The 23,077-nt window shown below is 45.7% G+C and carries 23 protein-coding genes and 3 pseudogenes; 5 read left to right on the top strand and 21 right to left on the bottom strand.

Translation table 11 applies throughout. The features are described from left to right. Positions 1 to 35: 35 nt before the first annotated feature. Both ACTQ1O_RS10670 and ACTQ1O_RS10665 read right to left on the bottom strand, forming a co-directional pair. The gene (locus ACTQ1O_RS10670) at positions 36 to 938 is read right to left on the bottom strand and encodes a hypothetical protein (protein WP_441474204.1); all 903 of its coding nucleotides are present in this window, start codon (positions 936 to 938) and stop codon (positions 36 to 38) included. A gap of 147 nt (positions 939 to 1,085) precedes the next feature. Continuing rightward, positions 1,086 to 2,822, bottom strand: coding sequence for a [FeFe] hydrogenase, group A (locus ACTQ1O_RS10665; RefSeq protein WP_441487227.1), 1,737 nt, complete (start codon positions 2,820 to 2,822; stop codon positions 1,086 to 1,088). Positions 2,823 to 3,543: 721 nt separating this feature from the next. On the opposite strand from ACTQ1O_RS10665, the pseudogene ACTQ1O_RS10660 reads away from it, so the two are divergent. Next, a pseudogene (locus ACTQ1O_RS10660) lies at positions 3,544 to 5,118 on the top strand (IS1182 family transposase). A 153-nt stretch (positions 5,119 to 5,271) separates the two neighbouring features. Here ACTQ1O_RS10660 and ACTQ1O_RS10655 read toward each other — a convergent pair. From ACTQ1O_RS10655 to ACTQ1O_RS10565, 19 genes and pseudogenes are all read right to left on the bottom strand, one after another. Then, complete coding sequence (locus ACTQ1O_RS10655; RefSeq protein ID WP_441487226.1) at positions 5,272 to 5,592, bottom strand: hypothetical protein; 321 nt, start codon at positions 5,590 to 5,592, stop codon at positions 5,272 to 5,274. A 47-nt stretch (positions 5,593 to 5,639) separates the two neighbouring features. Further along, positions 5,640 to 5,828 (bottom strand): hypothetical protein, encoded by a 189-nt coding sequence (locus ACTQ1O_RS10650; RefSeq protein ID WP_441487225.1) that lies wholly within the window; start codon positions 5,826 to 5,828, stop codon positions 5,640 to 5,642. A 131-nt stretch (positions 5,829 to 5,959) separates the two neighbouring features. Continuing rightward, positions 5,960 to 6,337 carry a hypothetical protein gene (locus ACTQ1O_RS10645; protein WP_441487224.1) on the bottom strand — a complete coding sequence of 126 codons (378 nt, stop codon included), beginning with the start codon at positions 6,335 to 6,337 and terminating at the stop codon, positions 5,960 to 5,962. 155 nt (positions 6,338 to 6,492) lie between these two features. Next, positions 6,493 to 7,023 carry a JAB domain-containing protein gene (locus ACTQ1O_RS10640; protein ID WP_441487223.1) on the bottom strand — a complete coding sequence of 177 codons (531 nt, stop codon included), beginning with the start codon at positions 7,021 to 7,023 and terminating at the stop codon, positions 6,493 to 6,495. Continuing rightward, positions 6,980 to 7,144, bottom strand: coding sequence for a hypothetical protein (locus ACTQ1O_RS10635; RefSeq protein ID WP_441487222.1), 165 nt, complete (start codon positions 7,142 to 7,144; stop codon positions 6,980 to 6,982). Before ACTQ1O_RS10635 ends, ACTQ1O_RS10640 begins: the two co-directional genes overlap by 44 nt. After that, entirely contained in the window at positions 7,137 to 7,331 is a 195-nt protein-coding gene (locus ACTQ1O_RS10630; protein ID WP_441487221.1) for a hypothetical protein, read from the bottom strand. The genes ACTQ1O_RS10635 and ACTQ1O_RS10630 overlap by 8 nt, the downstream gene beginning before the upstream one ends. Positions 7,332 to 7,544: 213 nt before the next feature. Beyond that, entirely contained in the window at positions 7,545 to 8,093 is a 549-nt protein-coding gene (locus ACTQ1O_RS10625) for a GNAT family N-acetyltransferase (protein ID WP_441487220.1), read from the bottom strand. A gap of 21 nt (positions 8,094 to 8,114) precedes the next feature. Then, the gene (locus ACTQ1O_RS10620) at positions 8,115 to 8,441 is read right to left on the bottom strand and encodes a DUF3784 domain-containing protein (RefSeq protein WP_441487219.1); all 327 of its coding nucleotides are present in this window, start codon (positions 8,439 to 8,441) and stop codon (positions 8,115 to 8,117) included. Positions 8,442 to 8,755: 314 nt separating this feature from the next. Further along, positions 8,756 to 9,166: pseudogene (locus ACTQ1O_RS10615) on the bottom strand (lysine--tRNA ligase); the annotation flags it as partial. 603 nt (positions 9,167 to 9,769) lie between these two features. Next, positions 9,770 to 10,816, bottom strand: coding sequence for a radical SAM/SPASM domain-containing protein (locus ACTQ1O_RS10610; RefSeq protein WP_441487218.1), 1,047 nt, complete (start codon positions 10,814 to 10,816; stop codon positions 9,770 to 9,772). After that, the gene (locus ACTQ1O_RS10605) at positions 10,816 to 13,164 is read right to left on the bottom strand and encodes an ATP-binding cassette domain-containing protein (protein ID WP_441487217.1); all 2,349 of its coding nucleotides are present in this window, start codon (positions 13,162 to 13,164) and stop codon (positions 10,816 to 10,818) included. The genes ACTQ1O_RS10610 and ACTQ1O_RS10605 overlap by 1 nt, the downstream gene beginning before the upstream one ends. Then, the gene (locus ACTQ1O_RS10600) at positions 13,130 to 14,590 is read right to left on the bottom strand and encodes a PqqD family peptide modification chaperone (protein WP_441487216.1); all 1,461 of its coding nucleotides are present in this window, start codon (positions 14,588 to 14,590) and stop codon (positions 13,130 to 13,132) included. Before ACTQ1O_RS10600 ends, ACTQ1O_RS10605 begins: the two co-directional genes overlap by 35 nt. A 472-nt stretch (positions 14,591 to 15,062) precedes the next feature. Continuing rightward, positions 15,063 to 16,301, bottom strand: coding sequence for a tyrosine-type recombinase/integrase (locus ACTQ1O_RS10595; RefSeq protein WP_441487215.1), 1,239 nt, complete (start codon positions 16,299 to 16,301; stop codon positions 15,063 to 15,065). Positions 16,302 to 16,472: 171 nt separating this feature from the next. Next, entirely contained in the window at positions 16,473 to 16,688 is a 216-nt protein-coding gene (locus ACTQ1O_RS10590; RefSeq protein ID WP_106613194.1) for a DUF6462 family protein, read from the bottom strand. Beyond that, positions 16,685 to 17,263 (bottom strand): hypothetical protein, encoded by a 579-nt coding sequence (locus ACTQ1O_RS10585; RefSeq protein ID WP_441487214.1) that lies wholly within the window; start codon positions 17,261 to 17,263, stop codon positions 16,685 to 16,687. Before ACTQ1O_RS10585 ends, ACTQ1O_RS10590 begins: the two co-directional genes overlap by 4 nt. 218 nt (positions 17,264 to 17,481) lie before the next feature. After that, positions 17,482 to 17,856 carry a helix-turn-helix domain-containing protein gene (locus tag ACTQ1O_RS10580; protein WP_270441903.1) on the bottom strand — a complete coding sequence of 125 codons (375 nt, stop codon included), beginning with the start codon at positions 17,854 to 17,856 and terminating at the stop codon, positions 17,482 to 17,484. 555 nt (positions 17,857 to 18,411) lie between these two features. Continuing rightward, the gene (locus tag ACTQ1O_RS10575; protein WP_441487213.1) at positions 18,412 to 18,765 is read right to left on the bottom strand and encodes a hypothetical protein; all 354 of its coding nucleotides are present in this window, start codon (positions 18,763 to 18,765) and stop codon (positions 18,412 to 18,414) included. A gap of 94 nt (positions 18,766 to 18,859) precedes the next feature. Next, positions 18,860 to 20,179, bottom strand: a complete 1,320-nt coding sequence (gene dinB, locus ACTQ1O_RS10570; RefSeq protein ID WP_441487212.1) for a DNA polymerase IV — start codon at positions 20,177 to 20,179, stop codon at positions 18,860 to 18,862. Between the two features lie 5 nt (positions 20,180 to 20,184). After that, positions 20,185 to 20,424, bottom strand: coding sequence for a hypothetical protein (locus tag ACTQ1O_RS10565; RefSeq protein WP_441487211.1), 240 nt, complete (start codon positions 20,422 to 20,424; stop codon positions 20,185 to 20,187). 340 nt (positions 20,425 to 20,764) lie between these two features. Between ACTQ1O_RS10565 and ACTQ1O_RS10560 the strand changes: the two genes are divergently transcribed. From ACTQ1O_RS10560 to ACTQ1O_RS10545, 4 genes and pseudogenes are all read left to right on the top strand, one after another. After that, on the top strand, positions 20,765 to 21,499 hold the full coding sequence (locus ACTQ1O_RS10560) for a S24 family peptidase (RefSeq protein WP_441487210.1): 735 nt from the start codon (positions 20,765 to 20,767) through the stop codon (positions 21,497 to 21,499). A gap of 46 nt (positions 21,500 to 21,545) precedes the next feature. Further along, on the top strand, positions 21,546 to 21,755 hold the full coding sequence (locus ACTQ1O_RS10555; RefSeq protein WP_106613187.1) for a helix-turn-helix transcriptional regulator: 210 nt from the start codon (positions 21,546 to 21,548) through the stop codon (positions 21,753 to 21,755). Between the two features lie 17 nt (positions 21,756 to 21,772). Then, positions 21,773 to 22,510, top strand: a complete 738-nt coding sequence (locus tag ACTQ1O_RS10550; RefSeq protein WP_441487209.1) for a DUF5131 family protein — start codon at positions 21,773 to 21,775, stop codon at positions 22,508 to 22,510. A 368-nt stretch (positions 22,511 to 22,878) separates the two neighbouring features. Then, positions 22,879 to 23,058, top strand: a pseudogene (locus ACTQ1O_RS10545) (helix-turn-helix domain-containing protein); the annotation flags it as partial. Positions 23,059 to 23,077 lie beyond the last annotated feature (19 nt).

The raw sequence follows: 23,077 nt of genomic DNA, 5'->3' as shown, positions 1-23,077 counted from the left end.
CGAAACATTTTATAAAAACATAGAAAATTCTTAAATCAGAAGAGGTCCAGCGTGTTATCCAGATAGAGTTCTTCCCGCACAGCGATCTGGTATTCCGGTTTTGTCATGTAATAAAGAATGAATTCCAAGAGAAGAGCACTGCCAAGTCCGCGTCCCTCGATCTTGAAATTGGAAAAGCCCATTGGAAGGTAAATTTGTTGGATGCCCTCTATGCTGATGAAAGCAGGATTTTTCATTGCCGCAAAGAACCGGTAGCCTTTTTCTGCCTCCGGTGCATTGCAGTGAAAGGCAGAATAGTCCTCTCCTGGATGGGCATCTTCTCCAAGATTCCTAAAGCTTACGGCTTCGTAACAGCGCTTTCTGTCTTTGCATCCAATCCAGCAGCACTCATTGCAGAGGAATTCAACCTTATTCTTTTCGGTCTGTGACAGCGCTGCCAGTCTGGAAAATGCCTTATTGAGCCGAAAATCAGGAACGACATAAAGGAATTCCTTTCGATCCAATTCTTTTTTCAGCGCTTCAAATTCTGTCAGAACTTTTGTTGTAGAGGAGACATAATAAAAATCCGGATACTCCTTCGTCATATAGGAGAGGAGGAGATCCGAAGTAATGATGATGCCATTTCCAGGTTTGTGAAAGAGCCGGCTTAGCGCGTTGCATCTGTGATCGGACAGATGTTCCTCCCGGAGCAGTGCATTACTGAAAGTAAGTCGTGCAGAAATGCCATACTGCCTCGTCAGTGTCAGCACCTTCTGAGGATCCGTGCCGCTCTCTTCCACTCGACCGCCGGCCCAAAGACAGTCTGATGGCGCCCCGTATATGGATCCAATTTCACACCAGTTATAAAACCAATCTCTGTGATGGAGATACAGCGGCAGGAATTGACGATAGAATTCGTAAAACTCGAAGAGACCAGGCAGATGATAAAAAGCCGTCATACGTTTTCCTTCCTGAGCTGTACTGTTTTTGTTCTGTAAGATTCCGGCAGGGCATCCAAATCTACCTGGACCATTTCTTTTGTCATCCTCATTGTTGATTCACCACATTGTGACCGGCGCGCTGGTGACTGCGCGCCGGTCACGGTGTCATTCGATCTCATCGAAGTAGGAGCTGTCCTTGTGACAGATCGGACACTCAGCCGGTGGATTGACGTCCTCGCAGATATAACCACAAATGCGGCACTTCCACTTCTTAACAGGATCGAAGTTGGAGCTGTCCATATGACAAATCGGACACTCAGCCGGTGGATTATCTCCTTCATAGATATAACCGCAGACACGACATTTCCATTTTCGTGTTGCAGATCCGGGCGTTGTCACTTCCTCATAATCGCCGGTGCGTTCTGACCTTGCATTTTTGCCTGTTTCTTCTCCGAAAAAGGCTGCTGCACCGTTTTTCGCTTCTGCTCCATCTACGTCAAATGTCAGTAGTGTCTTATATTTTCCGGCATCTTCACCGAGCAGCCCACTCCTGTCCGTGTAGGATGTATGGAGCATTTCTTCAGCGATCGGCGAGAGAGGCTTTCTGTAAAACTCTTCGTACAGCTGCTTCAGCTCTGGATTCTCATGACTCTTTCGCAGCTTCATCTGCGCATCCCGCTTGTAAAGACTTTCAATACGGGAATCCACCATAGTTCTGCGCTCTTCCACATCGGCTTTCGGCTGTCCTCCGCCGCCAATGCATCCTCCCGGACAGGTCATGACCTCAATAAAATCATAATGTTTTCCGGATTCCTTTGCCATGGAAAGGAATCTGCGGACATTCGATGTGCCATAGATCACGGCCAGCTGAAGGCGCAGTGTTCCGATTTCTACGGCCGCTTCACGGATTTCCTGCATGCCGCGGACGGGCTCGAGTGTGTACAGTTCCTGTGGAGCAGGTTCATGTGTGACAAATTCGTAGGCAGTGCGGACGGCAGCCTCCATGACGCCGCCTGTGTTGCCGAAGATTACGCCTGCGCCGGAGGCCTCTCCCATCAGCTTGTCGAATTTTGAATCCTCCAGCGTTGAAAAATCAATGTCAGCCTTTTTCGCCCAGTCTGCGAGCTCACGCGTTGTGATGACATGATCCATATCTCTGAGACCGGGAAGATCCAGATACCTGGCGGAAGCATTCATTTCTCCGCGGCGGATCTCGAATTTCTTAGCGGTACAGGGCGTCAGCGCCACATTTACAATTTTCTTTGGATCTATCCCCATTTTCTTTGCAAAATAGGTCTTGATCGTAGGGCCCTGCATCCCTATAGGGCTCTTTGCGGACGAAATATTCGGCAAAAGCTCGGGGTAATAGATCTCGGCAAACTTCACCCAGGCCGGACAGCAGGATGTGAACTGAGGAAGTGGCTTATTGTGCGTTGTAAGCCTCTCCACAAGTTCGCTGGCCTCCTCCACAATCGTCATATCTGCCGCGAAATTTGTGTCGAGCACATAATCTGCGCCCAGTTTCCGGAGGAGTGCAATCATCTTTCCTTCGACAAAGCTTCCTCTTTGCATTCCGAAAGCTTCGCCCAGGGAAACCCTGACGGATGGTGATGTACTGACGATAAGAACCTTATCCGGATCCTTTGCTGCGGCTATTACGGCGTCCATCTCCGGTGTCTCTGTTATCGAGCTGACCGGACAGACATTCGCGCACTGGCCGCAATGGATACAGACGGCAGTGTCGTTGGTCTTTGACAGGTCATAATAGCCGAGCACGCTGATATAATCCCGGCAGATGTCTCTGCACTGACCACACTTAATACAGAGATTTTCTATGCGACGGATGGCAGGATTGTCTGCCTCAATTGGAACACGGATGCTCTCTGATAAATGTTTTCCCACTGCGCGCCTCCTTTTTTTATTGAAACTTACGCCTTTTCTTGTTCTGTCATCCTTCCGGGTCAGCTCATCAGAAAATGGCTGCAGGAAAGATCGATCCTGCAACCATTATACACCTGCCTGTGTTTCCCCGCCTTAAAAATTACACCGACCGAACTTTTTCAAATATCAGAGACCGATTTTTCCCCAGGCGGTAATTTTCAGGTGACTTGGTCACCAAAAAAATCCTGCGGACATTCAAGAGCCGTTTCCCCAGAGGAAAAAATGCCGGCCTGGCAAATGTATATTTTTTTATCTGTTTTTTCAGTTTACCATGATACCGGAGACGACAAAAGACCCGGAAAGCATTTGCACAATCGCATCGGCCTCCCGGGTCTTTCTGATCTGTATAATTCTTCCGGTCACATTCATCCAGTCTATTTTTTGCCCTTATCTGAATTTCACATTATGATCTTGTTCAGATACTGCTCTCTCGGATACATGCGCTGTTACCTCATAATATTTTTGCGGATATCCGCACTTTTTTCACGTATATTATACCGTTTATCCTGCCGCACCATCAAGATCATTCATGATATTTTTGCGGATATCCGCATTTTTTTAATATATCTCTAAAGAAAAACTGATTAAAGAGGCTGTGAAAAAAGCATAGCCTGAAAAACAAAGAAGGATCAAGGGTTATCAAAACCCAAGATCCTTCTTTTGTGTTAGAATTATACTTGCAATGAACAAATCTAACACACTTAATTCTACCTCAAAACAGGCAGTTTTGCCAATGCTTATTCAGGATTATCTGGACATTTGTGATCCGGTACTGACATTTGACCGATTCATGGGAGGAATCGATCTGGAGAAATATCTGAAAAACATCCAGAAGCACTATACTGGAAGACTCAGATATAACCCGGTCAGCATGCTGAAAACAGTACTGTTCGGATTTATGACGAATGGCTACATTTCCTTACGGGAACTGGAGGACCAGTGCAGGGTTAATCTCCGGTTCATGTATCTTATGGAGCACGAGAGACCTTCCTATCGTACCTTTGGCTACTTCATCAATGAAGTACTTGGAGATTCCATCGAAGAAATATTCAATGACATCAATCATAAAATCTTCGAAACAGAACATGTGGATCTTCAGCATCTGTACATCGACGGTTCCAAGTTCGAAGCCAATGCAAACAAGTATACGTGGGTATGGAAGAAGGCAACGGAAAAATCAAGATACCGCTTGTTTGACAAGATCACGGCACTCTTCCAGGAAATCAATGAGGAACTGGCTTATACGGGCATGAAACTCTGCATCAATACCGAGTATGCGCCAGAGTATATCCGGGAAGCCGCAGAAAAATATGTGGAAGTCTGGCAGCTTGATGAAACTCAGTTCAAACACGGCAGGGGCCATCATAAGACAGTCCAGCAGCGCCATTATGAGAAGCTAATGGAGTATGCACAAAAGCTGGAGGAATACGTTGAAAAGATCCGTATCTGTGGAGAAGGACGTAACAGCTACTCAAAAACAGACCATTCTGCCACTTTCATGCGGATCAAAACCGACTACATGGGGAATGATCAACTGCTTCCCGCGTATAATGTTCAGGTTGGTGTTGCTGACGAATATATCGCTGTGATCGATGTGAACCAGTACCGGTCAGATATGGACTGCTTTATTCCGCTTATGAATAAGTTCCGGGATATCTACGGCTTTTATCCGAAGTACCCGGTCGCAGATGCCGGATACGGTTCTTACAACAACTACATCTTTTGTGAACAAAACGGTATGGAAAAATACATGAAGTTCACCATGTTCAAGAAGGAAACAACTGACCGGAAATACCATGAGGATCCGTTTCGGGCCGTTAACTTCCCGATCGGGGCAGACGGAGTCATGAGATGTCCTAACGGAAAGGCGTTTCATCTTGAGTACCGCCGCCATGTAAGGGGGAACAACTATGGCCGGCAGGAGGAAATATATCGATGCGAGGATTGCTCTGGATGTCCTTATGCAGAAAGATGCAAAAAGGGCGATCAGAACCGGACTGTGAGAATCAACCATGAGCTTACCGCCATGCATCAGGAAGTGATAGACAACCTGGAGAGCATCCACGGAGCGCTCTTGAGAATGAATCGATCCATACAGGCAGAAGGTACCTTTGGGATCATGAAGAATGATCGCTGATACAAACGGATAGTGCGAAGAGGTATAAATTCGGTACGGCTCGAAGTATTTCTCGTTTCTATCGGGCACAATCTCTATAAATATCACAACAAACAGATGAAATCCAAGAAAGCCGCATAAGATACCAAAGTCGCTATCTTATGGGGTAAGGGGGATTATGCTCAATTTCAACTGAAATGGCCACGCTTTCCCTAAAATAAAAAGAGCGTGTGAAAAAACGAAAGTTCTTTCACACGTATAGGCTGTTATATAGTCTCATCGGTTGGGAAAGTTTTATTTATAATTTCCCCTATTTTTTGTAAAATCCCAAGATTCATATATCACCCACAAAATAGTTAAGATTAAAATTGCAAAGAAAGCAATTGAAGGCTCCCAAAAATCAAAAGGAATTATTAGGAATAATACTATACCTAGAGTGAACATCCTCTTTCCAATAATATAACAAACTTTGTGAGGATCTAAATCAGAATAATCTCCTGAAATAAACATAATCACTGTACTTGAGTGCTTTGTTTTTTTTAAAAATATTCCCAATAAAAGCATTATGCAACCATAAATCATATTAAAAATCAATAATTCTATACTGTTATTCATGAATTTCCACCTCGTTTAAAAATAGTGATGATCTGGTCTGTAACCTCTTATATTTGGTTCACCACTTTTAACATTTCAACATCATCTAAATCCATACAATAATTATCAGCACTTTCATTATAGCAATGAAGGAATTTAAAATTACATTTCTGAGTAATATCAAACATAATATTTTCCGGGCCCACAAATTCTCCATATTGATTTTGTACTGATTTGCTTGTTAAATCCACTTCCATAATAACTTCCTCTCGATTCAAATATTAGAAACCATCTGTTATCTTTGTGAAATCTGCATATATATCTTCTGTTTTTCTTACTTATATTGTGTGTTTAGTATACTTCCACTCTGCGTTATTTGAAATATTTTTTACATATATATTATCAAAATTGTAAACTGGCAAGCAGTGTCCTTTTGTACAAAAAAGGACTCCGCTTGTTGGTGGGCATCCCCCCAATCCCCCGAGAACTGTCCTGCGGACAGGCTGCGCACCAGACAGGTCTGGCACTTCTTCGCATAGTTGATGAGCTGCATTTTGTGTTTTGCAATATCACGGAGCCTTGCTTCCTTCTCCTTGATGGCATCGGAAAGCGCGTGAAACTTCACTGCACTCGACTTCGCCTTTTTCTCCAAATCCTCATAGTCGCGGATATCATGCTCCTGCAGATAGAGCAGTACCTTGGACATCTGCTTTACGTTGAAGATCTTCGCCCAGCGCTCGTATCCTCTGCCCTTTCCTTCCTGCATCTTCCGGTTGATATCGATCAGAAGGTCAAAGTCCTTCCCGTCCGCCCCATAAGGTCCATATCGCTCAGCGCCATGACTTTTGTTTTCTCCGGCGGCATCTGCAGTTGCATCACCGATTCTGTCGGATGCGTCACCAGCGCGTTCTGAGAATAGATCTACATTTGAATGTAATCCAGATCGATCTCCTTACTCGTAAACATGTCCGGATCATGCTCACGCATGCTGTAGATATTCCCATTCTGTCCGTCGATCACCACATGATCGACAACATTCATATCCATGAGTTTTGCCGCCTCGACCAGGCGCTTTGTGAGCTGCAGGTCCTCCCGGCTCGGTTCATTATCGCCGGAGGGATGATTGTGCATCAGCATGATGTTGCTGCAGTTCGAGAGGATACCGCTCTTCAAAATGTTCTGGATCGGCGCAAGCGACTGATTGATGCTGCCGATGGAGACGATGTTGAAGTTCACTGGTTTTAAGTGATTCTCCATATTGACAACGCACACCCACTCCCGGTCAAGCTCCTTCAGCACATCCCGCATGACTGCCGCTGCGCCTCCCGGACTTGTGAGCGGCGTCTGGCTGTAGTAGGATGGCCCCTCCATCAGTTTCAACCGGATATCCACCTGCTTCAGTCGGTAATCATCCATGGAATACTGACCGGCTGTCTCCTTCTTCCGCGGCATCAGGTGCCCTCCTTTCCCCTCCTACCTCAATTTCCATGTGGATCTGCACATCCTCTCCGCATTCGCCAAGATATCGGATCAGATCCTCAATTGTCGTAAACACAAGTTCTTCCTTATCCATTGCTGCCTCCCTTTGGGTCTGCTTTTCCCGCATTCTTATGTGACTCCGCTGCTCCCAGCATTTTCAGTTTCTCTATCACGGATCCGCGGGTGTGGCTCCTGTCCGCCGGAATCTGCGAAAGATTGCCGCGCTTCATCAGCGCAGTCATTTGTTCGTCATAGTGCAGATATCTTGATCGTCTTGCCATTTGCCTTCCTCCTTCTCATGGCATAAAAAATGACCGACGCCTTTCTTCTCGAAAAGCAATCGGTCTAAAGTAATTGGCATCTGTCTTGCCAACTTCATGTGTAGTTGTGGTTCATTGCCGGAAATTCCGGCAACTAAAAAATGGAAGCACAATTTGCACTGGCTTCCAGCTGGTAATTACTGTTCATTTATTCAGGCACATACAAACTGGGATTTATCGATCTGACTTTAATAATGCGTAGATGCTCACATCGCAGACACCTTGATTATTAACTGCCGCGCTTCTCAAGGTACCTTCATATTTCATTCCGCACTTTTTCATAACCAGTCCTGAATGAGGATTATTTACATCGTGTTTTGCCTGGACGCGATTCGCGCCGACCTGATCGAGCATAAAATTTATTACTGCACTCAACGCTTCCGAGGTTATTCCCTGATTCCACCACGGCCTGCCAATGCAGTAACCGATTTCTGCCATCTGCGTTTTTTCATTGGTTGATACGACAGAAATTGAACCAATCGGTTCATTGATATCTTTCGGCACAATTGCCCACTGATAAAAGTCCGGCTTTTCATAGGACGTAGTCCATTCATTCAATATATGGATTGCGGTATCCAAACTGGTATAAACAGGCCATGTCAGAAACTTTGTAACCTCTTTATCGGATGCCCAATTCCGAAACATAGCATCTGCATCTTCTATTACGAATTTTCTTAACAGTAATCTTTTTGTTTCTATCATGCGGGTTCCACAATGGTTCATGCTTACCCTCCAAATTCTGACTTATCTTTCTCTTCTATGTCTTTCGATCAGTAAAAGGATAAACATGCCTGACCATATGACCCATGCGATCAATGTTCCCTTTATAGGAAAAATGAAGTCAATAGCAACTCCAATGAAAAAGGGAATCGACCATAGCATCATATGCTTTCCGTAATCCTTACACATTTTCTTCTCATCATATTTTTTGCGTTCTTCAGCGGACTTCATATTAAAGCCTGTTAAGAAGTTCGCTGCTTTCCCGTTTGATCTGTAAAACAAGAACCCAATCAAAAAGAAAATAGCAGCCATTACCAGGTCCAGGATTATGCATGATTCCTTTAACGACATATTCATTTACCCCCTGATTCTCCATTCACTTACACTGACTATATATCATGTACCACGCTCGTGATCACTGCTCTTGCAATCTCTCAAAGCTTGAGGTTGCAATTTGCGGCCTCAAGCGATTTCGTCTACAAGTCAAACATACCATAAAGCGCCCAGGGAGGACAATGAATACTTCTCACTTTGCCTTTTCTCAAAGAGAAGGATCTTCTGCTTTCAAGGCTTTTCCTGCTGTCTGCACGCAAAAAGGCACTCCCTCTCAGATTGATTCTGAAAAGGAGTGCCTTGAAGGTTTTTTGCCTATGATTTTCCCCGGATCAATACAGCTTTGCGCCGGCCGGGATATGGTTGTCCACCATCAGAAGATGAAGTTCTTCGTCTTCGCTGTCCTTCTTGTTGTTCACAGCGGAGAGAAGCATTCCGCAGGAGTCGATGCCCATCATCTTTCTCGGCGGGAGATTGGTGATGGCGATCAGGGTCTTTCCGACCAGCTCTTCCGGCTCATAGTAAGCATGGATACCGGAAAGAATAATCCGGTCTGTGCCTGTTCCATCATCCAGAGTGAACTGAAGGAGCTTCTTGGACTTCTTTACTGCCTCGCAAGCCTTTACCTTCACCGCCCGGAAATCGGATTTGCTGAAGGTGTCGAAATCGACCTGCTCCTCAAAGAGCGGCTCAATCTTCACGTTTGAAAAATCGATGCTGTCGTTCGGTGTGAAGAATCCGCTCTTGTCTTCAGAAGCGGCCTTCTCTCCGGCTGCTTCTCCATCGGCACCTTCTCCGCTCTCTGCCTTCGCAGATGATGAAGATGCTCCGTTTTCAGCCGAAGCCGCTGAGGTTCCGCTGCGGAGTGTCGGGAATCCATTTCAGATAATTTTTTGATGATCTATTTCCACTTGTTATCGCAGGTTTCGTCCCGGTGCTGCCTGAAACCGCCTGTCTGTCACCATGGTTTATTGTTTATCTCCTGCCATGTGCCTGTTGTCAAATTGTTGTACATCGAATCTTTTGTTGCAGAGAATTGTACTTCCCAGTTCTGCCTCCTGCCAGAATCAATCACCGCATCTGACGGAATCGTTCAACGCACGTCGTTCTGCTATTGACACATTTCTATTCCGTATTATGCCTTGCGACGATTTGCTCTCCTTCATTTCTGATTATATGAGGCTGAACGGAAAATACCGAATACTTTCGTGTCAGAATTTCTGACATCACCAAAGTTTGCCTATTTTTCTCAAATTTCTATACGTGTGTCGTATGAAAGCTGTAAAAACGACGAGATTAGTCGACCATGCCGATTCGATAACAGCTGTCTTATATTGGTTGCCTTTTCATCCGTCTTGTTTGCTCTGAATTTCTGAAAACGAATAGTGTTTCCACAAGACTGGGCATCCTCCATAACAGTATGGATAGTAGGTACATATTGTACATTTATCTGAAGGTAAGCGCTGTAGATTACGGATCTCTTCTTGATATTGTACATGTGATCGCCATGTAAGAAACTCTTTAAATGTATGAAAATCCGTGCCCATCCGACCAAGGCTTTTATTCATAAACATATCGCAGGAAAGCAGATCCATTGATGGGCTAAATGTAATGGCATCCTGTGTGTGTACCTGACACGGGGCAGCAAGCTTACCATGTAGCTCTTTAAGCTGCTCTGTTGTATATGTACAAAGCGGAAAACTATATTCTATCCACCAATCAGGAGTGATGGCATCAAGCCGATCTTTATATGTCAGAAATTTTGATATTAATTTCTGCGGGTTATGAGACATACTATATTCCACAACATCGGTTTGAGTGCTGTCATTATCAATTATAAATGTAAATGAAAATTGCCGTCCACCATTTTTCAGAGCCACCTGCACAGCGTCACATACATGTTGGACATTTTCCATCGTAACAACCATAGAACACGTAAAATCCACCGGTAGTGTTGATACTTTTTTAATTGCCAACATTTGCCTATCGTAACCATCATACCCTGTAGTATTCTTCCATTCTTCTACATTAGATCCCTTCAATGAAATATCAATATATGTAATGCCATATTTCACTAACTCCTCAGCGAATCCATCATCCGCAAGTTGGATGCCACTGGTTGCGATAGTAGGTTTCATGGGATATCCCTTACTCTGAATATATTTAAGGATATCTATCAAATATGGATACAGAAGGGGTTCACCTCCACTAAGAAAAAGATACTCAACCCCAGCATCATTGCAAAAATCTACCAGCTTTTTCAAGTTCTCAAAGCTAATCGTTTTCTCTACGTGGTATCCCCATTCTTTTTCAAAGCAAAAATTGCATCGCAGACTGCAAGCTTGTGTTAAAACAATTTCCGCCTGCTTGAATTTCAATTGTTTCGCACTCATCAGGCTTCCTCCAGATTATACAGTCCATAAATGGAGGCCGCCGGATCAGAAAACACCTTTCTAGCGGTTCCCTGCGCCACGACTCGACCACCGGCTGTACCGCCGTAGATTCCAAAATCGATTATATAATCCGCACATTTTGCAATAAAAGGAATATTGTGTTCAATAATGAGAATAGTATCTCCATGACTACGTAATGTTTCAATCACTGAGATGAAACGTTCAATATCAGCATCATTGAGTCCAGATGTCGGTTCGTCCAGAATATAAAGGCTTTCTGATCTCGATGGCGTTCCCAGTGCTCTTGCCAGCTTTATCCTTTGCGCTTCACCTCCTGACAGATTCATAGACATCTGTCCAAGTCGTAGATATCCCAGGCCTAATGAAATCATGCTTCGCAGAACAGGTTCTATTTTCTTCGTACCAGTAAACACATCGAGAACTTGCTCGATAGGTGTCTCAAGTATGTCCCTTATATTTTTGTCGTTGTAATGAATTTTCAACACTTCTTCATGGAAGCGACTGCCCCCACATTCTGGGCACGTAATAAATGTATCAGGTAAATAGTTAAGTTCTATCTTTTTTAGACCTGTTCCCTGACAGCACTCGCATCGTCCACCTTTAAGATTCATACTAAACATACTGGCTGACATCTTGTTCTTTCTTGCTTCGGGTGTTGACGCAAACAAAGTCCTAATTTCATCATAGATGCCAAGATAAGAAACAATCGTTGAGCGTGGTGTTTTACCTATCGGAGCCTGATCGACACGAATTACTCTGTGAATTGAATCCATTCCGATAGCTGCCTTACATATTCCAGATTCCTGTCCAGCACAACATTTTGCAATAACATACGCAAGGCTTGTCTTTCCTGAACCTGACACTCCTGTAATGCATGTAATTCCACCAATTGGAAATTCAATGTTTTGATTTTGAATATTATGATACTTTATACTATGCAATGACACATAGTCATGAAATTTGGATTCCGGACGAAAAGCCAATGAAGGCATTTTCTGTGAAATACCATCCGACTCATTAATTAAATATCCACCCTTTGGACCACCAACAGGGCCAAGCTCTACCACGTGATCGGCTGCAGCAATATACCTAGGGCTATGTTCGATAGCGATTACAGTATTGCCTCTTGAAATTAATGATTCGGTTGAAGTAACCAGTTTAGAAATATCTCTTTCGTGCAAACCTTTACAAGGCTCATCAAGAATATAAATCAAACCTTTAAGAGAACATGTCAGCTGAGCAGCAATCCTCACTCTCTGTCGTTCCCCTCCCGAAAGAGTGGGAATAGGACGATTCAAGCTTAAATATCCAACATCTAGTAAAATTAACGAATTTATTCTATGACGAATGCTCGTGACAATCTGAACAGCGATTGACTGCTTTCCATCACCTGCCCATCCAGGTTCAAATTTACTGAGCCAATCATTCAGCTCTGAAAGTTCCATTTTTTCTATATCAGCATAATTTTTATCTCCGACATGATACAGGAGTACATCTGGTGACAATTTCGCTCCGTGGCAAATATGGCAAGGCACTTCACTCATATACTGAGCATATGGTCCTCCATCATCACTAATTTCCCCCATCGCTGATCTCTGATTCAAAATTGAGGGTATAGCACCGTTCAAATCAACATAATGTTTCTTTCTTCGTCTTCCCTCTTTGTACGATAACATATATCTTATATTTTCGTCGGCATAGAGTAACTGATGCAACTGTGCAGAAGATAGATTTCTGATCTTTGTGTCTATATCAATATCATACTGATCACACAAAGCTTCCAAATATTTCTGTTCCTTACTTTCTGGTGCGCCTTTAAAGAACAATATACCTCCTTCACGCAGTGTCTTGTCCTTATCAGGGATCAATAAATCTTCAGAAACCACGCGTTCAACACCCAGTCCGGAACAATTAGGGCAAAACGACTTTGGATTATTTGCTGAAAATATGCTTTCAGAAACGATGTGATTCGTCGTGCTGTTGCATAACGCAAAAAGGGATCGCATATAATAGGATATCTCCGAAACGGTCCCGACAGTTGATCTTGGGTTAACATTGTAATAATTTTGTGAAATATTTAGCGCCGGCCGAAGATTTTCAATACTACCAACCTTGGGCTTATTCATTAATTTTTGTCCATAAATATTTCCAGTAATTCCTTCAAGCAGTCCTCGCTGGCTCTCAGCATAAATTGTGTCAAAAACAAGGGAGGACTTTCCACATCCAGAACAACCAGTTACACATGTGAACGCTTCCAATGGTATTTCCAAGTTCAAATGCTTAAGATTGTGTTCATATGCATCTCTGATTTGTATCTTCTCTTTCATTCTCATTACCCCTTGTCCGTTTTGCCTGACATTGATCAACTACATAATGAATAGCTTTTGCGGTTTCACAAAAATAGGTATTAATACGAAACGGATCACCATCAGAATTTTCATTTGAATTACTCATCATGCAAACAGTACAATACTCTTTATCTTCGCAATTTATGCATTTAGGGAACTTGTTCCATTGAATCTGCCGTAAAGCACTTATTTTCTCGGAGTTCAGCCATATCTCGCGCAAGGATTTGTGATCAAGAGTATTAATCTCATTTGTCTGCCACCCAACGCATGGATAAACAACTCCTGTAGCAGAAACGCACAGTAAATAACGGCAAATAGAGCAAACTGGATCTTTAGGCCGTCTGCTAATAACTTCTTTTGAATTCGGAATCCACTGATCGCCGTATCCACTTTCCAACATTTTTTGCACCACCTCAGAAATCTCATAGGCTGAAAGACGATGTGTTAAATTTCGTCCCGTATGATCATATTGTGCAAAAATCTGTGGTTGTATTGCTGTGCCAATATTATTATGATCTCCCCATTTCACTACATCGAGAAAAGTATCTTTATTCTCTTTCATAACTGGACAGGATATCTGGACCGGTATGCCGGCTAATATAAGATCTTGAACTGCTCTTTTGGTCTTTTTGAGGCTTCCGTGAATACCAGTAATTTCGTCATGTACATGAGGATTCATGGAATATATTGATGTCTGCACTGAAAGCAGTGGATTCTTACGCATTTCATCAATAATATTGTCATCTAGCAGAAGCAAATTTGACAGTACATTTACGGACAAATCCATATCATGACAGTACTTCAGAAAAGGTATCATATCAGGATGTAATAATGGCTCCCCTCCCGATAGTGTCACATGGATTATATTCATTCTTCTGCCATCTTCTACAATGCGATAAAACAAATCCGGTTTTATCAACGTTAATTTTTCCTCATGAGGAATATAGCAGTGTATGCATCTTTCATTGCATTCGCTCGCCACTTCAATATGAATTGCCCTCAAAAAGTCAGATTGCCGGATCTGTGCTCCAGAATATGCATCAGATAAGGTCACTTCTTTTGAACTAGTATTACTTTCTCTTCGAATACAGCAGTCAGCAGAAACCCCAGAATCAAGAAATCCCTCTGCAACTAGACCATCATAGAATTCTTCTGTATCACGTTTTAGCTCTTCAATATCCACATCTTCGAAAATTTGGAGAAGTTCAGATATTATCTCTTCTATAGCTCTGGGTTTCCTTGACAACATAGAAAGCATCACAGAACCACTCTCAGACACATATTTTTCACCAGGATCTCGATAGTCATTTCTCAGAAAGCGATACCCATACTCAGAATTATCAGCGAGATAACCATAGCCATTGTATGGTCGGAATAAAACTCGATCGCTGATCTTGTAATACATATTAAATCCCCCTTATGGCAAACAAAAAGACGCAGCCTTGTATAAGCACTGCGTCCAAATAATCTCCGAGTATTCCCTTTCAGGCTTTTTTATCGCAGGGCCTTCCACAAGGTCCATCACCACATTTCGCAGCCTCTACTTTTTCGGGTTTTATGACTACTGGTTTTGTATACTTCATATTAACCTCCCATAAGAAATCAAGTGCAAATATCTGTGCGCAATGGCATAACATTCACGCCATACACGATACGCCCTATTTTTTTAATTATACATCAGCGGTAATCTGCGTCAATGACTTTCACTTAAATTCAATTCATTTCCTTTGCTATACATTACTATTCTTCATCGCAACTTCTCTCAAATAAGGCACCTTATCCCAATAAAAATTATCAGGTATGCAGAACATACCTGATTTCCACTATATATTCACGCAATAGTATCTATTGCCAAATGAATTTCTTCCGTCTTGTACTTAAAACAACTCATCAAGCTTCGCCGCGAGATTTTCAAAGGTTTCTTCCTTCTTCCGATCCGTCGCTTCCGCATATACGTCCATCGTAGTCTCGATGTTCTTGTGTCCCATGATGGATTGGATTACCTTGAGATTGCTCTCCACCTCGCAGAGCCGGGTCGCAAAGGTATGCCGGAGATGATGGCAGGAAAATTCCGGAAGCAGCAATGGCTCGCGGCCTTCCCGTGCAGCACTGAGACGCTCATCGGCGTTATAGCTGTTCACAATCCGCTTAATCGTGCGGTTGACACTGGCGGGATTCGGCAGGGTACCGAACCGGTTCTGAAAAATGAAACCGGAGTATCCATCCACTTCCTGTTCATTACTTCCGTTCGAGTCCTCCTCTTCCCGCAGGATATCCAACGCATCCCGAACAGAATCCAGAAGCGGAATCGTGCGGATGCCGGCATCGATCTTGGGCTTGTGAATATGAAACTCCGTCGTCCGATCCTCGGAGGTCGGGTAATAGGTTAGGCTGTGGTTGATGCTGATGAGACTTTTCTCAAAGTCGATGTCCTCCCATCGTAATCCCAGCCCTTCCCCAATGCGGCATCCCGTTCCAAGCAAAATGGTAAAAAGCGGCCACCAGTGCACATAGACCGGGTGATTGGCGATATAATCCATGAATGCTTTCTGCTGTTCCACCGTCAGAGCGTGCCGGACGCCCCTGTGAATTCCGCTTTTCTTCGTAATTTCCGTCATAACACCATCCGTCGGATTCTTCCGGATAATGTCGTCTCTGACTGCCATCTGAAAAGTTGGATGCAGGAGCGTGTGAATGTTGTCCACCGTGGCGATGGCAAGCTTCTCGTCATTGATGAGATGAAGGTAATACTGCAGGATATCCGAATACTTGATATCGATGAGCTTTTTCTTTCCGAAATCATTCCGCACGAAGCGATTATACATGTAGATATAATTGCTCCGAGTGCTGTCGCGGAGATTTGGCTTCATCTTGATGTACCGGTCAAAGGTATCGTTAATCGTCGCTTTTCCGGCGGCGTACAGATTCAGCCCATCCAGTTGATCTCTCGTCAGCTTTTTCTCCCTCTCCCGCAGTTCCATGAGACCGGAAGCATAGATGTATTTTCTTCTTCCAAGCGGATCGGTGTAGGTGTACAGATACCGGTTGTCAGATTTTCTCTGCACCTCTCCGGGCTTTAGCACCCGTCCCCGGTTGTCTTTCCTTGCTTTTGCCATGTTTAATTTCCTCCTGACAAACTGGAAACGGTCATGAAATGCATGACGTTCTATGTTAGATTATTTGACGTTTTGGTTCTGATTCGATTATACGTTACTGCAAAGCTTTGCTGATTAACTTTCGTGTCAGAATTTCTGACATGAAGAACATTCCAGACGCTTAGTTCAGTATCACGGTTCCTCCGCAAAGGTCTCCAGATACTTTTCAAATTTTTCAATGCTCACCAGAACCAGTTTATCCACTTTGTAGGTTGCCTTTGCCTCATGCGCCATCTGCTGGAACTTGGAAAGTCCCATGCTGTAGAGTTCAGCGCCTTCCTTATACCGCACGAACTTTTTCTTTGCCGTCGATTTGGTTTCCCGGATTTTTGCTTTTCTATCTGTCATCTGTCTTTCTTCCATGTCTGCCTCCCATATTTACTTTGTAATGTTTTCTCTGCCGTATCTCTGACCTGCCTGCGGATCCTGTAGATCTTCGTGTAAAACGACGGATTAAAATAATCCTGTCCCTTAATCATCTCCGCATTCATCTTGCAGGCGTAATAATTCTCCAAAAGATGCGCCTTCTCACAGGGCAGTATCTTCATGCATGCCTTCACTACGAGATAGTCCTCTTTCATTCTGGCGATTGTCACAGCTTCCATCCGGTATTCCTCCGGACACTCCGTGTTTTTTACCTCCTGATCAAGGTTCCCGGTCTCAATCGCATCCAGCAGCATGATTCTCTCGACCGCTGTGTCCGCGGTTGGATCCGCATATCCGGATTTCCGGATCCTGACACCTGGATCTCCGAGTTCCCGCCTTCTGCGCTGCATCTTGTCTGCTTCAATATTGATGCATAAAAGCTCCCTGAGCCCCTGCAGCATCTCCTCAAACCCCGGATAGTAATTCAGGATGATGTCGATTTTCCCCCGGAGTGACGCATTCCGGTACCTGGTTGTAATTGTCTCTTCATCCACCATGGATTCCTCCTGTCGGTACTTTGTCTATGCAGCGCTGCTTGTCTTGTCCTGACATCATTCAGGATAAAGTATCCTGCTCTGTTATTCGTTACCCGAACTGACAACATTCGCGCAAAAGGTTGTCAGTGTGACAACTCCATCTCCAGCGTCCCTCTGAAACTCCTGCCTGGCAGGCAGACACTAATCTGTACCAAAGGTCAAAGATCGTCTTTTCCGAATTAAGGCAACAGGTTCCGCTCCATATCAGCAAGTGCTCTGATCTGCAGAAGAGCCGCCTTCCTTGCCGCATCGCTTCGCAAAGACAGCATCACTTCCATCATCTCCTGCATCTCCGGATCGACCTCACGGATGTTCCGCTCTGGATATTTCCCGCAGAGAAGATAATCTGTTGTCGTCTGAAAGATCTCCGCGAGCCGGATGACCACATCAGAGGGTACAGTTCTCCGATCCGTCTCATAGGAAGAGATTGTTCCCTTGTTTTCAAAATGCAAAAGAAGTGCAAGCTGTTCCTGGCTCATCCCATCTCTGTTTCTTAAGTTTCTGATACGGCTCCCGATTGTCCCGCTCTCTTTTCCTCTCCCATTCTGCTCCATGCTCTTTCCTTTCCGGCACCGTACAAGACGGAAGCCGGAGACATGAGGCCTGTTTTTCTGAATGAGAAGTTCCCTCGCAGGTCAATGGATTTCTTTCCATGAACGCAACCATGAACGCAAAAAAGAAGCCTGCAAAACAAGACTGTGATCGTAACAGCGGTTGGACACACATTTTGCGTCTCAAACTGCTGATCCAGCTTCCGTTTTGCAGGCTCCTCTTATCCATTTTCAAGCGCGCTGTCTCGTGGCCACTTCTTCTGTATGAGGGATCGTCCCTCCAGGCTGGCCGCGCGCCGATAAGTTCAGCTCTATAGGCAAACTCCTGATATCCCGTGTTTCACCCCTTCGTCTTTCCTTGAACGCTGGCGGACTGTTGAAGCTGCAGATTCCTGCCTCTTCCGACATCCTTCAGACAGCAGGCATCTGCTGTGACAGCCCCGCGACCGATCCGGCTACAAATCGACGGAATATCTCATCCATATTCGATTTTCACGTGATTTTGATTCCTGCAGCCGGTAGATTGGCCGGTTCTGTCAGGGGAAGCTCTCTGTCTTCCTATGCCCGCGGCGTCTTCCGGTTCACAAACCAGAAGCCATTTTCCTCATAAAACAGTTCGACTCTCTGTCCGAGAATCCGGCAGACATACCGGATCCCGGCGCCTCCTGCCTTGAGGCTGGCACACCGGTCCACGCGGAGGATCTGATCAATATCGTATTTCCGCCCGTCCTCCCAGACGAGGCGGAGCGGTTTCATCCTCCCGTCAGAGGAAAAATCCGCGACCACCTCGACATAGGCCTTGTAAGGGCTGACCGTCAGCGTCTTCTGCGCGTGTTCACTAAGCGGTGCGTCACTGCGCACCTCCGGACGGTCCGAGCGCCCGGAATCATGATGATAGTCGTAAACGCCCATGCGGCTCACCTTCCTCCCCGAATATCACTCGTTTTCTCTGCATACCCTTCCACGCTCCTTCCCTGAATGCCGCTCGTTTTCTGTGCATACACAGTCATCTGCCTTCCGCACAGAGCGATGCCTCACATCCGCTCCGGTTTCCATGCTCCAGATACGAATGCGGATGGATCATGTGGTCTTCCGCCGTTGCATTTAATGAGGAAAGATACCGGTCCTCGTGCATGATGCCCCGCTGCACCGCCGCATATCCATATCGACTGCGGATCAGCGTCACCATCCGGTCCGCCCGCATCTGCCGCTCACGGTACTGCTCATTCAGGAACAGCGAGAGCTGCCTCGGCTGCCCCTCCGGTTTCAGGTCTCCGACGCTGATCCCGATGCTCCGGATCGGCTTCTCCCAGCGATACAGCTTTTGAAAAATGTCAAATGCCGTTTTCTCAATCTCTCCGGAAATATTCGTCGGCGCCGAAATCTTTTTCTGCTGATGAAATCCCCAGAGATCCGAGTTTCTCACATACACAGAAACCACCTGTCCCTCAAAGTGATTCTTCCGGAGGCGCTCCGATACGCTCTCTGCAAGGAGATAGAGGACAAGCCGCACATCCTCGTCATTTACCAGATCCCGCGGCGTGGTCGTGCTGTTTCCGACACTCTTGACCGGTGCCTCCACGCCGAGGTCATTCACCGGTGTCTGATCCTCACCTCTTGCAAAGACCGACAGCATCAACCCGATCTTGCCAAACCAGTTCTGAAGGTAATGCGGATCCGCTTCCGCGAGCTCCCCGATGGTGCGGATCCCGTATTTCTCCAGCTTCTTCTCCGTCCTCCTCCCGACATACAGAAGGTCCGACACCGGAAGCGGATAGATCATCTGCTTATAGTTGCTTCTATCAAAGACCGTGATCGCATCGGGCTTCTTATAATCGCTCCCGAGTTTTGCGTAGATCTTGTTCCAGGAGACGCCGATGCTGACCGTGATGCCAAGCTCCCGGCGGATCCTTGCACTGATCTCCTGCGCAATCCGATAACCGTTTTCGATGGTCCGCGTGTGATCGCCAAGGAGCGCACAGCTCTCCGTGAGATCGATCCAACATTCATCCAGGCCGAAGCTCTCCACCTGTTCGGAATACTCCTGATAAATGGCTCTTGCCATACGGGAGAACCGCAGATACAGGTACATCCTCGGCGGAACAAAGACAAGATCCGGGCAGCACTGCCTCGCCTGCCAGAGCGCCATGCCGGTCTTCACTCCCCGGCGCTTCGCGATGTAATTGGCCGTGAGGACAATCCCGTGCCGCTCTTCCGGATCCCCGCCGACCGCAAGCGGCTTTCCGACAAGCTCCGGGTGATGCAGCATTTCCACCGACGCATAAAAACAGTTGCAGTCCACATGCAGTATGATCCGATCGGACATCCTTCTCACCTCCCAGCTCTTCCTGCCTTACGGGACTTCATATTCTCAATTCCGGGTATCTCTGCCAGTTCATAAATCGTGATTCTCCCTCCCCGGATGACTGCTTTCTTATCTGTTCCGCACTGCGGGCAGTGAATCACTGCTTCTCCTTTGGACAGGACCATGAGGAACTGTCCGCACTGCGGGCAGTGTACACGATATCCTTTACTCCCCTTCTGCATAACTGATTTCATTTTCATCATCATTAACACACTCTCTTTCATTCTCACTGTCTCATTCCGGAAAGGGAAACGAACCGATGATGAGAACGCCTTCCGCCGGATACTTCCCGGCGGCTGTTCTGCTCCCTGCTGATCACAGGGTCTGCAAAGAGAACCTTGGCATCGTGGTTTCTCTCTGTATGGCCAGTATAGCGCTATTTATCGTAGTTGAAAATGGACGATTTAGCCCGTTTTTACTTTTGTTGATAGTATTTCTCTTGACTTTGCCGTACAGAGTGCTATTCTGTAGGGGAGAGGATAAGACCTGCACGCGGCGGGATATCCGCTGTGGAACGAAATCAGAAATGTCAGAAAGAGGTGTTCTATGGAAAATATCGGTGCAATCATCACAGCTTACCGGAAGAAGGCACACATATCCCAGACCGAACTTGCAGAGAAGCTTCTTGAAGAAGGTATCGAGGTCAGCCAGAAGAGCGTTTCCGCCTGGGAGACCGGGAGAAATGAGGTTTCCGCGCGGATTTTCCTGCATATCTGCCGGATTCTGGAGATCCCGGACTGCCTGGAGGAATACTTCGGAAGCAACCCAAAGGACCCCCTGTCCATGCTGAATGACGAAGGGAAGCAGAAAGTGCTCTCTTACATTGATCTTTTGATCCATCCAGTGAGCTACGTCAAGGAGACGAACGTGATCCCGTATCTGGCAGCTCCCGCGGAGACTCCTTCCATGACCCGAATCCGGCTCTACGACGCAAGAGTATCTGCCGGGCATGGAGATTTTCTCGATTCTGATTATTACACGACCATCGAAGTGCCCACCAGAGACGCACAAGACGCGGATTTTGCCGTTACGGTAAGCGGAGACAGTATGGAACCGGCATTTCATGATCACGACATGGTTTATGTGCACCAGCAGGAAACGCTGGACGACGGGGAAATCGGGATTTTCTCGCTAAACGACAACGCGTATATCAAGAAGCTGAAAAATGACAGCGACGGGACATTTCTCATTTCCCTGAATCAGAAATACGCGCCGATTCCGGTGCATCTTGACCGCGATGACTTCCGCGTTTTCGGGAAGGTGTGCAGAGCAGTCCGGTAAAGATCGCAATATGTCAGTCAAAATCTTATAGGGGAGGTGATGCAGCTTGGAAGAAAGACCAAACAATCTGCTGGAGGCCCGAAAGTCCGCCGGGCTTTCCCGGAACAAAGCCGCTGAGGATCTGAAAGTCGATCCGAAAACGCTTTATCGATATGAAAACGGGACGCAATGTCCGAATGTCTATGTGGCGATCCGGCTCTCCGAATACTATCACCGGACCGTAAAAGAATTGTTTCCGCCAAGAAGCGGGATCTGAAGAGAAAGGAGGCGCTCATGCCACTCTGGAATCCATGGCACGGCTGCACCAAATGCAGTCCCGGATGCCGAAACTGCTATGTTTACCGGCGTGATGCCGAGTTCGGCAAGGACGCCTCTATCGTAAAGAAAACCGCCTCTTTCAACCTTCCGGTGAAAAAGGACCGGCATGGAGACTATAAGCTGAAGCCGGAGGACGGCACCGTCATGACCTGCTTCACTTCTGACTTCTTTCATCCGGACGCCGATGCATGGCGGCCCGAAGCCTGGCAGATGATGAAGATCCGCCCGGATCTGCAGTTCTATTTTGTCACTAAGCGCCCGGAGCGGTTCTACGAAGGCCTTCCCGCGGACTGGGGCAATGGATATGAGAACGTCCACATCTGCTGCACCTGTGAGAACCAGTACCAGACAGACCGGCGCCTTCCGGTCTTCCTGAATCTTCCGATCCGGCACAAGGAAATCATCCACGAACCGATGCTGCAGGAAATCCATATTGAAAAATATCTGGAACAGTACCACGATCAAATCGAATGTGTCTCCTGCGGAGGAGAATCCGGGGAAGATGCGAGGCTCTGCGACTATGGATGGATCATCATCACCAAGATGCAGTGCGTTGAATATGGCGTTCCATTCCACTTCCATCAGACCGGCAGCCTCTTTAAGCGCGGAAGCCGGATTTATCACATCGACCGCAAGGAACAGGAAGAACAGGCAAGGAAATCAGGGATTGACACGCCGTGTTCTCCGATTTGATGATTGGTCTCACTCTACTGGTCAGCTGCGCTCAGTTCCAACACTCCAGCCCTTCCGGGTCTCCGAATAATCGGTTGTGAAAGTTTTATTTATAATTTCCCCTATTTTTTGTAAAATCCCAAGATTCATATATCACCCACAAAATAGTTAAGATTAAAATTGCAAAGAAAGCAATTGAAGGCTCCCAAAAATCAAAAGGAATTATTAGGAATAATGCTATACCTAGAGTGAACATCCTCTTTCCAATAATATAACAAACTTTGTGAGGATCTAAATCAGAATAATCTCCTGAAATAAACATAATCACTGTACTTGAGTGCTTTGTTTTTTTTAAAAATATTCCTAATAAAAGCATTATGCAACCATAAACTGCTGGTGAAATCGTCAGCCAGGACAGCGACACGGAACAAGCGTACTTGGCGTTTATCTGCAAACGGCTCAAGCTGAATTTTAGGTAGCTGTCAGTAGAAGAACGGAAGTGGCTGAAAAAGATTGCGGAAAAATCCGACTTGCTGAAGAATCCAAAACCGCAGAGAGGACGAAGATAAAAAATGCCTGAACGGCGGT

Source organism: Bilifractor sp. LCP21S3_A7 (assembly GCF_052118825.1).
Classification (GTDB): Bacteria; Bacillota; Clostridia; order Lachnospirales; family Lachnospiraceae; genus Bilifractor.
This window is presented reverse-complemented; position numbering and strand designations above follow the sequence as displayed.

What these genes read in the sequence shown, in the direction of transcription:
- ACTQ1O_RS10670 (WP_441474204.1), bottom strand. Translation starts at nt 938, where the DNA reads ATGACGGCTTTTTATCATCTGCCTGGTCTCTTCGAGTTTTACGAATTC.
- ACTQ1O_RS10655 (WP_441487226.1), bottom strand. Translation starts at nt 5,592, where the DNA reads ATGAATAACAGTATAGAATTATTGATTTTTAATATGATTTATGGTTGC.
- ACTQ1O_RS10650 (WP_441487225.1), bottom strand. Translation starts at nt 5,828, where the DNA reads ATGGAAGTGGATTTAACAAGCAAATCAGTACAAAATCAATATGGAGAA.
- ACTQ1O_RS10645 (WP_441487224.1), bottom strand. Translation starts at nt 6,337, where the DNA reads ATGCAGGAAGGAAAGGGCAGAGGATACGAGCGCTGGGCGAAGATCTTC.
- ACTQ1O_RS10640 (WP_441487223.1), bottom strand. Translation starts at nt 7,023, where the DNA reads ATGCCGCGGAAGAAGGAGACAGCCGGTCAGTATTCCATGGATGATTAC.
- ACTQ1O_RS10635 (WP_441487222.1), bottom strand. Translation starts at nt 7,144, where the DNA reads ATGGATAAGGAAGAACTTGTGTTTACGACAATTGAGGATCTGATCCGA.
- ACTQ1O_RS10630 (WP_441487221.1), bottom strand. Translation starts at nt 7,331, where the DNA reads ATGGCAAGACGATCAAGATATCTGCACTATGACGAACAAATGACTGCG.
- ACTQ1O_RS10625 (WP_441487220.1), bottom strand. Translation starts at nt 8,093, where the DNA reads ATGAACCATTGTGGAACCCGCATGATAGAAACAAAAAGATTACTGTTA.
- ACTQ1O_RS10620 (WP_441487219.1), bottom strand. Translation starts at nt 8,441, where the DNA reads ATGTCGTTAAAGGAATCATGCATAATCCTGGACCTGGTAATGGCTGCT.
- ACTQ1O_RS10610 (WP_441487218.1), bottom strand. Translation starts at nt 10,816, where the DNA reads ATGAGTGCGAAACAATTGAAATTCAAGCAGGCGGAAATTGTTTTAACA.
- ACTQ1O_RS10605 (WP_441487217.1), bottom strand. Translation starts at nt 13,164, where the DNA reads ATGAAAGAGAAGATACAAATCAGAGATGCATATGAACACAATCTTAAG.
- ACTQ1O_RS10600 (WP_441487216.1), bottom strand. Translation starts at nt 14,590, where the DNA reads ATGTATTACAAGATCAGCGATCGAGTTTTATTCCGACCATACAATGGC.
- ACTQ1O_RS10595 (WP_441487215.1), bottom strand. Translation starts at nt 16,301, where the DNA reads ATGGCAAAAGCAAGGAAAGACAACCGGGGACGGGTGCTAAAGCCCGGA.
- ACTQ1O_RS10590 (WP_106613194.1), bottom strand. Translation starts at nt 16,688, where the DNA reads ATGACAGATAGAAAAGCAAAAATCCGGGAAACCAAATCGACGGCAAAG.
- ACTQ1O_RS10585 (WP_441487214.1), bottom strand. Translation starts at nt 17,263, where the DNA reads ATGGTGGATGAAGAGACAATTACAACCAGGTACCGGAATGCGTCACTC.
- ACTQ1O_RS10580 (WP_270441903.1), bottom strand. Translation starts at nt 17,856, where the DNA reads ATGGAGCAGAATGGGAGAGGAAAAGAGAGCGGGACAATCGGGAGCCGT.
- ACTQ1O_RS10575 (WP_441487213.1), bottom strand. Translation starts at nt 18,765, where the DNA reads ATGGGCGTTTACGACTATCATCATGATTCCGGGCGCTCGGACCGTCCG.
- dinB (WP_441487212.1), bottom strand. Translation starts at nt 20,179, where the DNA reads ATGTCCGATCGGATCATACTGCATGTGGACTGCAACTGTTTTTATGCG.
- ACTQ1O_RS10565 (WP_441487211.1), bottom strand. Translation starts at nt 20,424, where the DNA reads ATGATGATGAAAATGAAATCAGTTATGCAGAAGGGGAGTAAAGGATAT.
- ACTQ1O_RS10560 (WP_441487210.1), top strand. Translation starts at nt 20,765, where the DNA reads ATGGAAAATATCGGTGCAATCATCACAGCTTACCGGAAGAAGGCACAC.
- ACTQ1O_RS10550 (WP_441487209.1), top strand. Translation starts at nt 21,773, where the DNA reads ATGCCACTCTGGAATCCATGGCACGGCTGCACCAAATGCAGTCCCGGA.